Source organism: Mesorhizobium sp. M1423, from assembly GCF_040317575.1.
Lineage (GTDB): Bacteria > Pseudomonadota > Alphaproteobacteria > Rhizobiales > Rhizobiaceae > Mesorhizobium.
Genome location: NZ_JAMYKU010000039.1, coordinates 1 through 13,185, shown reverse-complemented (window position 1 = coordinate 13,185; position 13,185 = coordinate 1). Strand labels below are relative to the sequence as shown.

Sequence of the window (13,185 nt, the reverse complement as noted above, 5' to 3'; positions counted from 1 at the left end):
GGAGAACGAGGCATGCGCGGCGGAGACGAACGGTCTGGCGAACTGTTCAGTTACGTTGATCTCGAGGCTCGGGTGCGGCGCGATCATCCATTGCGCCGCATTCGGGCGATTGTGAACGAGGCGCTGGCGGCGTTAGAGGGGGATTTGGCGGCGCTCTATTCGCCGATGGGGCGGCCTTCGATCCCCAACCGAAATCAGCCCTTGATGCTGGCCGTTACCTCGTCATAGGCCTTGCAGGCCTCGCCCAGTGTCGTGCCGAAGCCGAGCGTCCATAGCCGCCGATTGCGGCAAAACGCAACGCGAGAACTGCATAAAGCTTGTGTAACGCGGCTGCGACATCGCGGCGGCCGGATTTGAGGCCGCCGGCGTCAACTGCGGCAAAAACTCAGCTGCGAGGCTGCAGCAGCGCCAGCACAGCCGTCGTGGCGGCCAGGACGGCGGTAAGCGTCAAGGGCGCCGTGGCCCCATATGTGTCCACGACATAGCCGCCGACAACCGCGCCGACAGTAATGGCCACCTGGAAAGAGACGACCATCAGGCTGCCCGCCGCTTCCAGCGCATCAGGTGCCGCACGGGACAGATTGGTCGGCAGCACCACCGGCCCCATGCCGAAGGCGAAGCCCCAAAGCGTAACGAACCCGAAGGCAACGCCAATGTGCGCCCCCCAAAGCACCAATGCCAGCGCCGCAAACGCCATCAGCGCGGCGGTGACCACGAGAGCCATGCGGATATTGGCATCGGCCATGCGGCCGCCGGCAATATTGCCGATCACAGCGGCGCTGCCAAATCCGAGCAACGCCAAGGCAATTGGCCCGGTGCCAAGGAGCGTCACCTGTTCGAGGAACGGGCGCACATAGACAGAGCCGGCAAAATGCCCCGTCATCAGCAAAACAATGGCAAGCATGCCGAGTTGAATGCCACGCCGCCGTGTCAGCCGAAACACGTCGGCAAGACTGTTGCTTGCTGCCGCAGGCAAGGTCGGCAGGCTAAGCAACTGCAGCAGCATGGCAATCACGGCCAGCCCCGCTGTCATGGCCATGGCGCTGCGCCATCCCAGCCAGTCGCTTATCAATGCACCCATCGACGGCGCGGCAATGGTGGCGAGTGAGACGCCGAGGGTGACGATAGCCATGCCCCGACCCGTCGCATTGGCGCCAACCAGCCTCGCTACGACGGCAACCGAAAGTGCCCAGAAAGCGCTAAGCGCGATCCCCAGCCCGGCCCGGCCCAACAACAACAGCCAGAAATTGGGCGCCAACGCCGCAAGAATATTGGACGCGACCGCCAAGGCCATGAGGCCAACCAGCACCGTCTTGCGGTTCAACCGGCCGATGAGAACATTGCTCAACATGGCCGTCACGGCGCCGACGGAAGCGGTGGCAGTGACGACCTGGCCGGCCGTTCCCTCGCTGATGCCGAGGTCGCGCGCCATCGGCGTCAACAGACCTGCCGGAAGGAATTCGGCTGACACCAGGGCAAAGCTGGTGGCCGCCAATGAAATGACCGCGAACCAGGTGGCCACGCTCCATGTGGCTGGCGCATCGGCATCAAGGCCAATCGCGGCGTCTTCAAGCTGTAATGTTGTGTCAGTCACGGGAAGATCTCCAAAGTTTAGAGGTCTTCATAGACGAGTCCGCCCGGATGATATGTGTCTCAAAATCCGAAATTCATATCTATTCGTCCGGGAATTGTGCGGCGCACAACACCCGGCGAGACATTGGTGATGCGCTTGAATGCGCGCGCGAAGGATGCTTCCGAATCGTAGCCCAAACGGGTAGCGACTTCGGCAACCGACAAGCCGTTTTGGCCCAGCAACTCGCGGGCAAGCTGCATGCGCAGGCGGGCGAGATAATGTGCAGCACCCTCCCCCAGGACAGCGCTGAAGCGCTCGGCGAAAATCGATCGCGATTGGCCTGCCACGCTAGCGAGGCTTCCCAGCGTCCAGTTGTGGCCGGGATCTCGGTGCATGGCTGCCAGAGCCCGGCCAATATGGGGGTCGCGGATGGCTGCGAGCCAACCGGTGGTCGAGGCTCCGTTGCAATTGACCCAGCAGCGGATGAGCCTGGCTGTCAGCAAATCCGCCATACGCGACAAGATGGTGGCGCTGCCCATCTGCGGTTGCGCGGCCTCCACCGTCATAGCCGCCAGCAAAGGACCTACGACAGGGTCATTGCCAGCCACGTCGCAACCCTTGATGACAGACGGCATCAACGTGATCAATGGGTTGAGCGCACAAGAGCCCAAGGCCATGGAGCCGCAGAAAAGGGTGCTTGTGGCGCCCGTTCCTTCCCGCACCACTTCGCATACGTTGCCCCCCAACTTGATCACCTGGCAACCCTCAAGCGAGTCGCCTACCACGTCCGGCGCACTCGCCAGCCGGTGGCCGATGCCTTGCGGCAGCAGCACCAGATCGCCATCGCGCAACTCCTGCCAGCCTTGGCTGTCGGTATGAATCCAGCATGGACCCTGGCCGACAAAATGAAACCGAAGCAGCTTTTGTTGCGGAAATTCTATGCTCCATGGATGTCGGAGTTCGCAGCGGCCATAGTTGACACCATTCAAGCGAAAGTCTTGCAGAACTTCGCTGAGCGCATCCATCGGGATATTTGGCAGCGAAGACGGTCGAGACGAATGGTCAAGCATTTGGCAGATATAAATGCCGAACGTCCGGCAAGCAAGTGGGGACCGTCGTTTCACCAGAGGAATCGCTGCAACGGCACGTACCCTTCCTGGCAGCTTCTCGCCCTTGCCTCCCGCTCCCAGTGCATGCAAGGAGTGCTGCAAGACATTGGGACAAGAGGCATGGCGGCGGAAGCATCGGGCAGCGATCTCGTTCAGGTGGTGGCGCTGCTTGCCGCAGGGGTCGTCGCCGTTCCGATCTTCAGAACGCATGGGGCTGGGCTCGATCCTGGGCTACCTCGTCGCCGGCGTCGTCATCGGCCCGTTCGGATTTCGTATTTTTTCCGAGTCGGAAGTAGTTAATAACCGTCCTCCGGTAATCTTGGTTTCATTATACGGCGTGCTGCACCAAACCAGTCCAGCGCCCATGGCGAATAGCACAAGGGCGAGCGGGCCCTTCGAAGACGGCTTAGTTTGAGAAGCAACTAATTGCGACGGCACGCTAGTCGACGACCATGCATTCCCGAGCCGGATTAACCACGCGCACACGTGAGCACGAGGCAATACGCCCGCCTTGTCGATGAATGGGTAACTGCGATTGGTCTGCGACGGGCGGAGTATGGCACCCTCGCTACGACGAACGAAAGCATCAATGATCTACAAGGCGACTGGCAACCTGCGCGCTGTACAGATCCTACTCAGCCATACCAAGATCGAGAACACCGTGCGCTACCTCGGTGTAGACGTCGAGGATGCGCTGCTCTTGGCCGAGCGAACTGAAATCTGAATCGGGTGCGGTCATCCGGTGATACTGGATGGCCGCTTCCAACGTAGCGCCCCTTTCTGTTCAGCTCCGAGATTGGTGGGAAGCCGACTGGCTGCTATCAGGAGGAGACGCGGAGGATGCCGACATGAGCTATTCGTCGTGAAAGAATGCACCTAATTCGGCAGCCAGTGCCTCTGGCACCTCCTCCGCCATGTGGTGGTGGCAGTTGAGGCTGTTTCCTTGAACATTTGAAGACCATTCCCGCCAGATGGCGATGACGTCGCCATGCAACTCCTCCAGGTCATCGTAAGCTGACCATAGCACGAGCAGCGGACATTCCAATTTTCGGCCTGCGGCTCGGTCGTCCTCGTCATGTTGTCGGTCTATGCCTAACCCGGCCCTGTAATCCTCGATCATGCCGTGGACCGTCGCCGGATCGTGGATCGAGGCGAGAAAATCAGCGTAAGCCTCCGCGCCCATCTCCGCGGGATCACCGCCGTACCATGCATCTGGATTGGCAAGGATAGCCTGCTCCGGCTTTTCAGGCTGAGCGAAGAAGAACCAATGCCACCATGCCGATGCGAACCGAGCGTCACATCGCGCCAGCGCATCGCCGATCGGAATGGCTTCAAGGATTGCGAGGCGGCTGACGGATGCCGGATGATCCATCGCTGTCCGAAATGCGGTGTATGCCCCACGATCGTGCCCCACAAGTCCGAAGCGATCGAAGCCCAGATAGTACATAAGGGCTAAGCAATCGCGGGCCTTGGACCTTTTAGACGAGCCCGAATGGTCAGGCATGTCAACGGGCTTGGAAGACTGGCCGAAACCGCGAAGATCAGGGCAAATTACGGTGTATTCCTCAGCCAAAATCGGCGCCACGCGATGCCAAGTGGCATGGGTGCGAGGATGACCGTGCAGCATCAGAAGCGGTGGGCCCCTTCCACCAACCCGCACTCTGAGCGTCGCTTCCGGAAGTTTGATCTGCTCCAGCGAGAAACCTTCAAACATGCAACTCCCTCCATTCGCAACATTTGCCAAACGTGTAAACGGAGAGGCAGTTCAATGTCGGCTTCCGCGGGACCTGAACTTGCCTCGTATGTCCGAGAAGAGGTCGTGAGCCGAACGGCGGCTTTAACTGGTCCCTCGGCAATAACCGGACGGACAGCAAACGGCCCCACTGCGGTCATTCGATGCCTTGTCTCTAAGGGGCCGCTCATGGCGCGTCCCGCTGGTTCAAACGGGGCGTATACCTCATCGCCAACAGCCGCCAGCCGTCCCGCTATATCCGGGAACTTTGCGAGATAGCCGGGGATGAGATGCGCTACGAGACGATCGAAGGCGCTGCCTTGCGTCAATGCCCCGTTTGTCTGGTGGGCCAAATGGTCGAGAAGCGCAACAGGAACGGGACGGTGTTTCACGGATGCAATCAGTTCCCTGATTGCAGGCACAGCGAAGGTGTTCCGGCGCAATCGACGGCGCACCTGGATAGACGCGCCTAACGCCAGGAGCACCGCTTGCGCAGTTGCAGCGGCATCCGGGCGATGCTGCCGCGCGGACGCCGTTTCGATACGCACGACGCCGCGCCGCGCGGAATCCCAACCCGGACTCTTTTGTCCCGATCAATCCAGATCAGCGCTCGACGCGCCGTTGTCCATTTACGCGAGAAAGGTCGCAACATTCCCGACGTTCTATACCGTCATCATGTGGTAGTCTGGCCCGCATGACGACGCTTTATCTCAATTGGCGCGGAAGACGGTGAATCCCACAAAGCCGAATAATACGCATCCGCCGAAATGGATCGAGCCTCAGCTGACGCGCCTGGTCGACGAAGCGCCCGACGGCCCCGACTGGCTTCAGGAAATCAAGTACGACGGATGCCGCATGCACGCGCGGATCGACGGCAGCGACATCCGCTTGCTCACCCGCACCGGCTGCAGCTTAGGTTCCCTACGTCCGAGTGGGTGAAGGTTGTCCAACGCGGGGCCGACGCCGGCCCCGCATGCACCCTCGCGCCGCGACCCGCATCGGAAAACCTTCACCAATGCTGCCGAGTACATTGCGCCTCTAAGCCGACATTCGCAGCAAATGCGGCATGCGCTAGCAGTCAAGAGTCCCGGTATCAGTCGGGGAGCTTTGTCATCTCGACTTCTTATAGCCAACCGCCCGAAAAACCGGCTCGGTGCAGTCCCGCGATGATGGCCGGCACGCGGCGCATCAGGCGCCACAGGAAGCCCGAGCGGTAGTTCTCTATCATTAGAGTGATCGGCCCCTGATTGATGCCGACATGGTCCGGCGATACCCAACCGCATGGCCGGCCGTCGGCGGCTGCTATTGTCGGATTGAAGCTTGCGGTGAAGCCGTAAGGGTTGCCCTCTTGCAGGTCGATCTCGTGGAAATAGCGCAGTGCCGGCAGAACGATCTCTGGCGCAAAGGGCAATGAGGTAATCGCTGCCCACGGCGACAACGTCCCATCATCAGGGCCGAATGGCGCACCGCGCGCCAGATAGCCGAAGAAGCGGCGGCCACCGACCGTGATTTGGCGTTTTGTCGGGCTTGGGCCGTCGCTGGCGGTGATGCCCCAGCAATTCTCGCCATATCCGCTGAAGCCCTTCGGATTGCGAATGGCGTAGTCGCGTTGCAGGTAGGTTGACTCTCGGCTGTTCTCGAAATAGTCGCAGTCGTGGTTGCGCATGGAAGCATCGCGGATGCCGCGAAAATCGATCCAGATATGCGAGAGCTGGTGGATGAAAAGTGGACCGGCGTAAACCAATTCCCGGCCATAGATCTTTTTCCACTTGTAGGTGGATAGCCAGGCCGCATAGCTCTCGGGCGGCAGCGGATGGGTAGGCGAGCCGAGGCCCAACACATAAAGGATCACCGCTTCGTCGTAGCCTTGCCAACGATAGGGCAGGAAGCCTTTTCCAGGCCGCCAGCCATGGGTGACGGTGGCGCCGCCGTTCTGCGCCCATCGCCAGTCGGCGCGCCGGTAGAGCGCATCGGCAAGCCGCCGGATTTCCAGTTCGGATTCATCGTCCTCGCCAAAATAGGCGCCGGCGGCCAGCGCACCGGCAAGCAGAAGCGCCGTATCGACCGTGGACAGCTCACACTTCCAGACGCGGCGGCCGGTCTCCATGTCGAGGAAATGGTAGTAGAAGCCCTTGTGGCCCGTTGCGTCGGCTTCGGGCCCTTGCGGCGCGTTCCAGAAGAAGCGAAGCGTGGCGAGCGTCCGTTCAGCGGCGGCGGCGCGCGTCATGAAACCGCGCTCGACACCGACGGCATAGGCCGACAGGGCGAGCCCGAGGGCGGCGATGCTGGCCGGTGACCCCGGGGTGTTGCGGTCGGCGATCAGGCCATTCGCCGGGTTGGCTTCTTTGAGAAAATAGTCGAAGGACAGGCGCTGGATGTCCGAGAGAAGCTCGTCGTTCTGCGGGTGGTCGCTCGATGCATCCATGGCTGTCGATATAGAGGGGTTTCGCTGCGCTTCCCACCTTTTTGGTCGTCTTGTCGCCTTTGGGTCATGTCACGACGATGCTCGCGCTTGCCCAGGTGTCTCTATAACTAAGTTCGAACACCAGAAGCTGACATTCCGCTAATGGCGGCAACAAGTCATGTGGAAATTCATCTCCACAACTACTTGGATGAATGAAAGCCAAAGTTCGGTGCGCCCACCGACGGCTAAACTCCCCACGTCGCTTCATGCTAATATTGGCCGATTGCGCCCCGAGGCGCCGGTGTTGACAACATCGGCTTGCCGCCAATTCCCGAAACGGGGCCTTCAATTATTTCGACGATCTCGGCCCACCGGAAACGAGCCGCCAGAGCGGTCAGCGGTCTAACGCATCCTTCACCGCCTTCGCCGGCGCGAAGGTGAGCTTTCTCGAGGCGGCGATTTTGATCGTGGCGCCGGTCGACGGGTTGCGCCCTCACGCGCCGGCGTGTCCTTGACCTTGAACTTGCCGAAGCCCGGTATGCTGGTTTCCGCCCCCGATCGGGCGGCATCCGAGATCTCCTTAAACACGCTTTCCACGATTGTTTGGCCTGCGCCTTGCTCAGGCTCTGCTCCGCGGCAATCTTGTCGGCGATTTCGGTGTCGTCGTCATGATCTGCATATCCTCTGTTGCATCATCCTCGCCTACGTGTGGCAATCACAACATGCCACTGGAACTCACGGAGCGGGGGGTTTCGCCGGCAATCCACTGGAAACTTATCCTGTTGCCGGGCGAGCGCGAGGATGTCGGTGGGCGTCGTGACCGCCACGATCTCCAGATTGTCCGGTTTGTTGCCGAAGCGGTCGAGCAGCATGGACCAGCGGTCGACATCCTTGCGCTCGTCGGCGTCAATGACAAAAACACTGTGGCCTTGGTGTGCAGCGACACTGGCCAGGGCACGTACGAGACCTAATTGGCCCGAAGCTGCGATTTTGGCCAAGTTGTGGAACGTTGAGAGAACAGATTGACCGCCCAGGTGCGCGATCCTCAGGGCACCGGTTAGATGTCGACATCCGGCATTGCACGGCTCGATAAGGTGTCTTTGAGGATAGGGCCTGAGCTCAAACCTTGTCGTTCAACGCCTTTTGCCGCGATTGCTGGTGAAATTGCTGCCGCGAGGCCCGGTTTGAACTGGCGTGTTGTTGCGATTTTCGTCGGAGAGTTTGCGCCAGCGAGCAAGACGCTCAGGATCCAGCGTACCAGCGGCCAAAGCTCCTTGTACCGCACAGCCCGGTTCATGAGCATGGGTGCAGTCGCGGAACCTGCAAAGCGGGGCAAGCTCGGTAATTTCGGCGAACAGTGTGTCGATGCCGTAAGCCACATCGCTAACCTGCAGCGCTCGCATTCCTGGCGTATCGATCACCCACCCGCCACCTGCAATGGGGTGCAGAGATCGCGAGGTGGTGGTGTGGCGTCCTTTGGCATCTTGTTCGCGAATGTCTCCGGTCTGTTGAGGCAATTGCTGCGCTGATCCGGCCAGCGTGTTCACCAGCGTCAATTTGCCCACGCCCGAGGAACCGACCAGTGCAACTGTTTGTCCTGCGCCGCACCAGGCGGCTAAGGCGATTGCCGCATCAGCCGTGCGGGGGTTCAACGTCACTACAATCAGCCCCCGCTGCAGAGCGGCAGATTGCTTTTCGTACTCCCGGGCGTCAGCCACCGTATCGGCCTTGGTCAGCAGGATCACCGGAGTTGTTCCGGCCTCGTTCGCTAGCGCCAGATAGCGCTCGAGCCGAGCGGGGTTGAAATCAGCATTGCATGAGCTGACGATAAACAAGGTGTCGACGTTGGCTGCGGCAAGCTGCGGCATCTTGGTGCCCTGAGTGCGGCGTTCCAGCACTGTCTTGCGGGTCAGGCGGCGGTGCAGCAGGTGGGCATGGGGATCGACAAGGACCCAGTCGCCAACGGCGTAGTCGCCGGTGTTCGTTTGCGTCGGCAGTGTCAGATCCATTTGCCCTGTTTGAGATATGCCGATCAGGCGGTCACGGTGCACCGTGGCAATACGCGTTGGGACGAGGTTTACCTCATGCGGACCAACCTGATCTCCGAAAAAATCCGTCCATCCCAGGCTTGCGAGGGACATCGATCGAGTGGCTGTGGAGCGATCTGTCACGGCTTTGACCAAAGGTGGGGCGTCACAGACATCGGACAGTATCCTTGGCAAAATGAGGTGAGGCGCGGAAAGCAGCCACTCGTTATGGGCACGATTGTTCGAGCCGTTGTATGGGCGGCATGGCGGGGATTTGGCAATGCTCGTCATCCGCTCTTGCCCTTGGCGTGCTCGGAGCTTTGGGCATGTGGAACGATGTCCTTATCGCAGTGTTAAATGGCGAAAGGAGGGAGGCAGTACGGTGGCTGATCTCAAAGAAACGGCATTGATCGCGCGGCTGGCGGCGCGGCACGGGTTGTCAAGGGACGCGGTAGAAACCGTGCTGCGTGCCCTGCGCTCGGGCGGCGGTTCAATGGCGCAGTTCAGCCATGCCGAATTCGGCGGCATGTCGCAGTGGTCATCAGGCATGACAATGGTCGGCGACATGTTCAACGATGCGCTGAGGGCGAAGCTGAACGCGGTGGCCACGGAACTAGTAGCTCATCTGCGGGAGAATCCCGAGGCTGCCCATAATGAACCGGCCGAAGTGAGCTATAGATCACAGCAGCAGGTACGTGAAAGTTGGCCCGGCGGTCTCGGCACACCCTCATCGACCGGATCGCAGAACCATTTGCGCTACGCGATATATCCCGACTCGCGGCGACTGGTCATCGAGGATGCCAGGCAGCGTACGATCTACGACACCGGCGATCACGTTATTTCGGGGATCGCCCAGGCGCAAAGTACGGATGCTACATTGACATTCCGCAGCCAGAACGGCCTTGTGCGGCTCTCGGAGCTCAAGAAGGTCGATGCTTGAGGCGTGGCCCTATTCCATTTTGTTTTTATAAGCGTCCATATTGTTAGCCACGTCCTCTCCCTTCTTGCCTTTTCCAGTCGCGGACAGGGCGACGAATTCGAAGTCGAAGCTTGGCAACCGACGAACGGTTCGGCGTAGATTGCCAGGCAAAGAAATCATCCACGTTCAGCCAGTTCACCGGATTTGACTCAGCATTTGGCCGGCTGAATTCCACATAGAGATGCAGATCGTCAGGCACAAAGACGAGTCGCCACGTTCCCTTTGCGTCGGCGGCGAGGCTGTAGGCGAGGACGGTCATGGCGATCACTCCTTCGCCCCGAGATTGCCTAGTCCGCAGGGCAAATCCATCGCAAGAAGTTGGTATTGACAGCGCTTTTTTTGCGTTTGTCGGACGGGATTGACCTGCACTCCCGATCATGAGCGGAGTGAGAACATTCAGTTGGGGGCAGGGGTCGGGAAATGACATTTCAGGCAGTCGCGTTGATGGTGACATTGGTCGCCGCAACGCCCAACGTTGATTTGCCTCCCAACGCCGTTGAAAGTGTGTGGATGAAGGCTGAGACCGTGATCACCGAAAGCCGCAAGATGAAAGCAAAAGGGATGATGCCGGCGTCCATTGATTGCCGAATCGATAGCATCTCCGGAACCGCAGCGGTTTATTCGATGAAAATCGTCTGGGTGCCAAACGAGGCCGGCATTATATGGCGCTTCGGAGTAGGCACGGCCGAAGAAAACGCCAAACTAGAAGAAGGACATCGGGCATCAGGTATTCGCAGCGTGTGGTCGAAGCAATTGATTGACACGGCTTCGGGGTGGCACGCGTCGTGTGTGCTTTGGGAGGGGCCGGGCTACAGATGAAATGCCGGATGCCCTTACACAGCGCGTAGGTTCTCGTCGATTTCGCCATCGACATTTCCGGCATGCCTGCCGGGGACGACGTGGACAGCTTCATCATCCTGCCGCCGTCAGGCGCGCGGTCGCAATCGGCCCTGCGCGGGGTCGAGGCATTCCTGAAGAGCTGTTTTCCCGAACAGGATTTATTCCAACGGCGACATTTGGCGTTCGACGGCGACTACCAGGTGTTGCCGATCTGCGGCGTGGACGGCGCCGAGCCGGGCAGGCTGCGGGTGCTCGAATGTCCCACGCAATGGATGGGCATCGCTGCCGCACTTAAGGCTTTCAGGCTTGGCCGGCCCCCGGCGGTGAACTAGCGGGACTATTGCTCTGCCGGAAGTGGATCGTGTCGCGGCTCGGCGTGGTGAAACACCTGTCCAAGATCACGCGCGTCTCTGGCCGCAGACTGGGCAGTAGACGAAGTGCTTCGATTCGTCCTCCACCGGCCCGTCATGCGGCTTGCCTTGGTAGCCGGTAGCGATGTTGTCGGTTCTGATCCTCCTCATTTATCCGCAACGCAAACTGTCGCGTTTTGGTTTCCGTGCTGAATCACGTTTTATCTTCGCTGTGGCTAATATAAGCCGAGCGCCTAATTCTCTAATGTGCGTAAAATTGTAAGTACCGGCCGGCTCCTTCATTCCGCCGATGATGCCTACCCTGGTCGCCAAGCCGCCCCAGGGCGACGGATGGACTCACGAGGTCAAGTTCGATGGCTACCGCTCTCGGCTGAGGGTGTTTGAAAGATAGCCTCTCACAGGCCTCCACAAAATTTCCCTGTGGATATTCCCTCTGTGACGATGCGGTGTCGTATTCGTTTGGTTGCGGTTGAGTAGAAGTAAGCAACTTGGGCACGGGGGATTCATGAACAAGTTGCTTATTGGAGCGGCATTGCTTGCCGCCGGCGTCTTCGGCGCAGATATATCTTTCGTTTCTTATATTAGAAGCTCTGCAGGGATGGCGGCCTTTGCGCAGGAGGCGCAAGGGACTTCGCCGGATGCTGGCGCGAGTGGCGGCTTCGGCAATAGTGGGGCGGCACTTGGCTCGGGAACAGGCTCCGGCACGGATGATGCGGGCGCAACGCCCCCAGCAAGTGCGACGGGAGATGCTGCGCCGGCGGGCGATAGTCCAGACGCGGCAGCCAAGGTCGACGGCAAGCCGGCTGGCGACGAGAGCACCGATGCCAAGACCGGCACCGCGGCGAAGACGACCGACGCAGAAGCCGCACCCGAGGAACCAGCCGCAGCTACCTTGGCGACGACCACGACCACCGAGAGCGATCCGGAGGCGATCGGCACGCCAAAGGTGGATCTGCCGAAGAGTTCAGGCAATGGCAACCTGGGCTATGCCATCGGCATCGATGCCCCGGATTTTCATGGCATCGAGCCCTCGATCGCACTCGATTACAATTCTTCGCGCAGAACCAAGACCGGCGGCCTCTACCAGGGCTGGCTGGGCTATGCCTGGGGTCTGGACGGCTTTGACGTCATCGAGCGGACAAGCCCCGGCTATGGCATGCCCGCGTTTGCCACAAGCGACATCTACCTGCTCGACGGTCAGGCGATGGTTGCCTGCGTGGCAGGCATGGTGTCGCCGTCGTGCGCGACCGGCGGCACGCATGTGACGGAGAATGAATCCTATCGCCGCATTGCGCTGAACAGCACCTCCAATGAATGGAAGGTAACGGATCGCGACGGCACCGTCTCGACCTTCCGCTCGGTCGCGGCCGTTGCCAACCTGACGCCAACCGCCGGCACGCCGGCCTATGACCTTGCCTACAGTTACCGCTGGCTGCTGACCTCGGTCACCGACCCCAACGGCAACAGCATCGCCTACAGCTACACCTGTCCGGCGAGCCCGGTCTGCTATCCCGACGCGATCAGCTACAACGGCACGGTGGTAAAATTCTATCTGGAGACACGGCCCGACCTGATCCTGATGGGCAATGGCCGAGACATCTCCGAGACCAGCCAGCGGATCAAAGCGATCGGCGTCACGGTCTCCGGCGCACTGCGTAGCGCCTACAAGCTGACCTACGACCAGGCGCCGTTCTCCAGCGCCTCGCGGCTGACTGCCGTCACCCGCTACGGCACCGACGCAACCATTGCCGCCGACGGCACCATCGCCGGCGGCACCGCAAAGCCGCTAGGCCAGATGACCTACCAGAACACCGATGGCGTCTATACGACCGTCAATGCGCAGCTTTACGAGCATACGCAAATCAGCATTTTTCCACCGAGCTATGGCAATCCGAAAGAAGTCGGCGACCTTGATTTCGACGGCCGCGACGAGGTCTTCGGGGAATACACCGAAACGGTGATGTCCGGGCAGACAATAAAGACCAACGTCTATAAGCGTGTCATCAAGTTTGGTACTGGCGGAACTCCGGCAGACAACAAGACCGTATTTCTGCGTATCAAGTCACCCTCGGAGTCCCCGCCACCACCGGACCCAAGCGACCCAAACCAACAGCCCCCACCCAAACCGATCTTTTTCTCGGATCCTGGCC

The 13,185-nt window shown here is 60.1% G+C and carries 13 protein-coding genes and 4 pseudogenes; 9 read left to right on the top strand and 8 right to left on the bottom strand.

Annotation, left to right across the window (positions count from 1 at the left end):
• Positions 1 to 12: 12 nt before the first annotated feature.
• Positions 13 to 186, top strand: a pseudogene (locus NKG95_RS31135) (transposase); the annotation flags it as partial.
• 199 nt (positions 187 to 385) lie between these two features.
• On the opposite strand, the gene NKG95_RS31130 reads toward NKG95_RS31135, so the two are convergent.
• Together NKG95_RS31130 and NKG95_RS31125 are read right to left on the bottom strand one after the other, a co-directional pair.
• On the bottom strand, positions 386 to 1,594 hold the full coding sequence (locus NKG95_RS31130; RefSeq protein WP_352857696.1) for an MFS transporter: 1,209 nt from the start codon (positions 1,592 to 1,594) through the stop codon (positions 386 to 388).
• Between the two features lie 59 nt (positions 1,595 to 1,653).
• Positions 1,654 to 2,643, bottom strand: a complete 990-nt coding sequence (locus NKG95_RS31125; RefSeq protein ID WP_353043383.1) for an AraC family transcriptional regulator — start codon at positions 2,641 to 2,643, stop codon at positions 1,654 to 1,656.
• A 159-nt stretch (positions 2,644 to 2,802) separates the two neighbouring features.
• Between NKG95_RS31125 and NKG95_RS31120 the strand changes: the two are divergent.
• Together NKG95_RS31120 and NKG95_RS31115 are read left to right on the top strand one after the other, a co-directional pair.
• Positions 2,803 to 2,980, top strand: a pseudogene (locus tag NKG95_RS31120) (monovalent cation:proton antiporter-2 (CPA2) family protein); the annotation flags it as partial.
• 135 nt (positions 2,981 to 3,115) lie between these two features.
• Positions 3,116 to 3,406, top strand: a pseudogene (locus NKG95_RS31115) (tyrosine-type recombinase/integrase); the annotation flags it as partial.
• A gap of 129 nt (positions 3,407 to 3,535) precedes the next feature.
• Here the strand turns inward: NKG95_RS31115 and NKG95_RS31110 are convergent.
• A complete protein-coding gene (locus tag NKG95_RS31110) occupies positions 3,536 to 4,396 on the bottom strand; it encodes an alpha/beta fold hydrolase (RefSeq protein WP_353043382.1) in 861 nt (286 codons plus the stop codon).
• 308 nt (positions 4,397 to 4,704) lie between these two features.
• On the opposite strand from NKG95_RS31110, the gene NKG95_RS31105 reads away from it, so the two are divergent.
• Together NKG95_RS31105 and NKG95_RS31100 are read left to right on the top strand one after the other, a co-directional pair.
• A complete protein-coding gene (locus NKG95_RS31105; protein WP_353011141.1) occupies positions 4,705 to 4,887 on the top strand; it encodes a topoisomerase DNA-binding C4 zinc finger domain-containing protein in 183 nt (60 codons plus the stop codon).
• A 256-nt stretch (positions 4,888 to 5,143) separates the two neighbouring features.
• Entirely contained in the window at positions 5,144 to 5,353 is a 210-nt protein-coding gene (locus NKG95_RS31100; protein WP_353043380.1) for a DNA ligase-like domain-containing protein, read from the top strand.
• 184 nt (positions 5,354 to 5,537) lie between these two features.
• Here the strand turns inward: NKG95_RS31100 and NKG95_RS31095 are convergent, their stop codons facing one another.
• From NKG95_RS31095 to rsgA, 4 genes and pseudogenes are all read right to left on the bottom strand, one after another.
• A complete protein-coding gene (locus tag NKG95_RS31095) occupies positions 5,538 to 6,839 on the bottom strand; it encodes a glucoamylase family protein (protein WP_353043378.1) in 1,302 nt (433 codons plus the stop codon).
• A 373-nt stretch (positions 6,840 to 7,212) separates the two neighbouring features.
• Positions 7,213 to 7,488: pseudogene (locus NKG95_RS31090) on the bottom strand (HU family DNA-binding protein).
• A gap of 22 nt (positions 7,489 to 7,510) precedes the next feature.
• Positions 7,511 to 7,816 (bottom strand): hypothetical protein, encoded by a 306-nt coding sequence (locus tag NKG95_RS31085; RefSeq protein ID WP_353043377.1) that lies wholly within the window; start codon positions 7,814 to 7,816, stop codon positions 7,511 to 7,513.
• A 135-nt stretch (positions 7,817 to 7,951) separates the two neighbouring features.
• A complete protein-coding gene (gene rsgA / locus NKG95_RS31080) occupies positions 7,952 to 8,959 on the bottom strand; it encodes a ribosome small subunit-dependent GTPase A (RefSeq protein WP_353043424.1) in 1,008 nt (335 codons plus the stop codon).
• Positions 8,960 to 9,227: 268 nt separating this feature from the next.
• Here rsgA and NKG95_RS31075 point away from each other — a divergent pair, with 268 nt between their 5' ends.
• Entirely contained in the window at positions 9,228 to 9,785 is a 558-nt protein-coding gene (locus NKG95_RS31075) for a hypothetical protein (protein WP_352857771.1), read from the top strand.
• A gap of 43 nt (positions 9,786 to 9,828) precedes the next feature.
• On the opposite strand, the gene NKG95_RS31070 is transcribed toward NKG95_RS31075, so the two are convergent.
• On the bottom strand, positions 9,829 to 10,083 hold the full coding sequence (locus NKG95_RS31070) for a hypothetical protein (RefSeq protein WP_353043375.1): 255 nt from the start codon (positions 10,081 to 10,083) through the stop codon (positions 9,829 to 9,831).
• Positions 10,084 to 10,244: 161 nt separating this feature from the next.
• Here NKG95_RS31070 and NKG95_RS31065 point away from each other — a divergent pair, with 161 nt between their 5' ends.
• From NKG95_RS31065 to NKG95_RS31055, 3 genes are all read left to right on the top strand, one after another.
• Positions 10,245 to 10,643, top strand: coding sequence for a hypothetical protein (locus NKG95_RS31065; protein WP_353043373.1), 399 nt, complete (start codon positions 10,245 to 10,247; stop codon positions 10,641 to 10,643).
• An 80-nt stretch (positions 10,644 to 10,723) separates the two neighbouring features.
• Positions 10,724 to 10,996, top strand: a complete 273-nt coding sequence (locus tag NKG95_RS31060) for a hypothetical protein (protein ID WP_353043372.1) — start codon at positions 10,724 to 10,726, stop codon at positions 10,994 to 10,996.
• Positions 10,997 to 11,540: 544 nt separating this feature from the next.
• Positions 11,541 to 13,185, top strand: a 1,645-nt coding sequence (locus NKG95_RS31055; RefSeq protein WP_502914002.1) for a SpvB/TcaC N-terminal domain-containing protein, incomplete at its 3' end; no start/stop codon positions are given.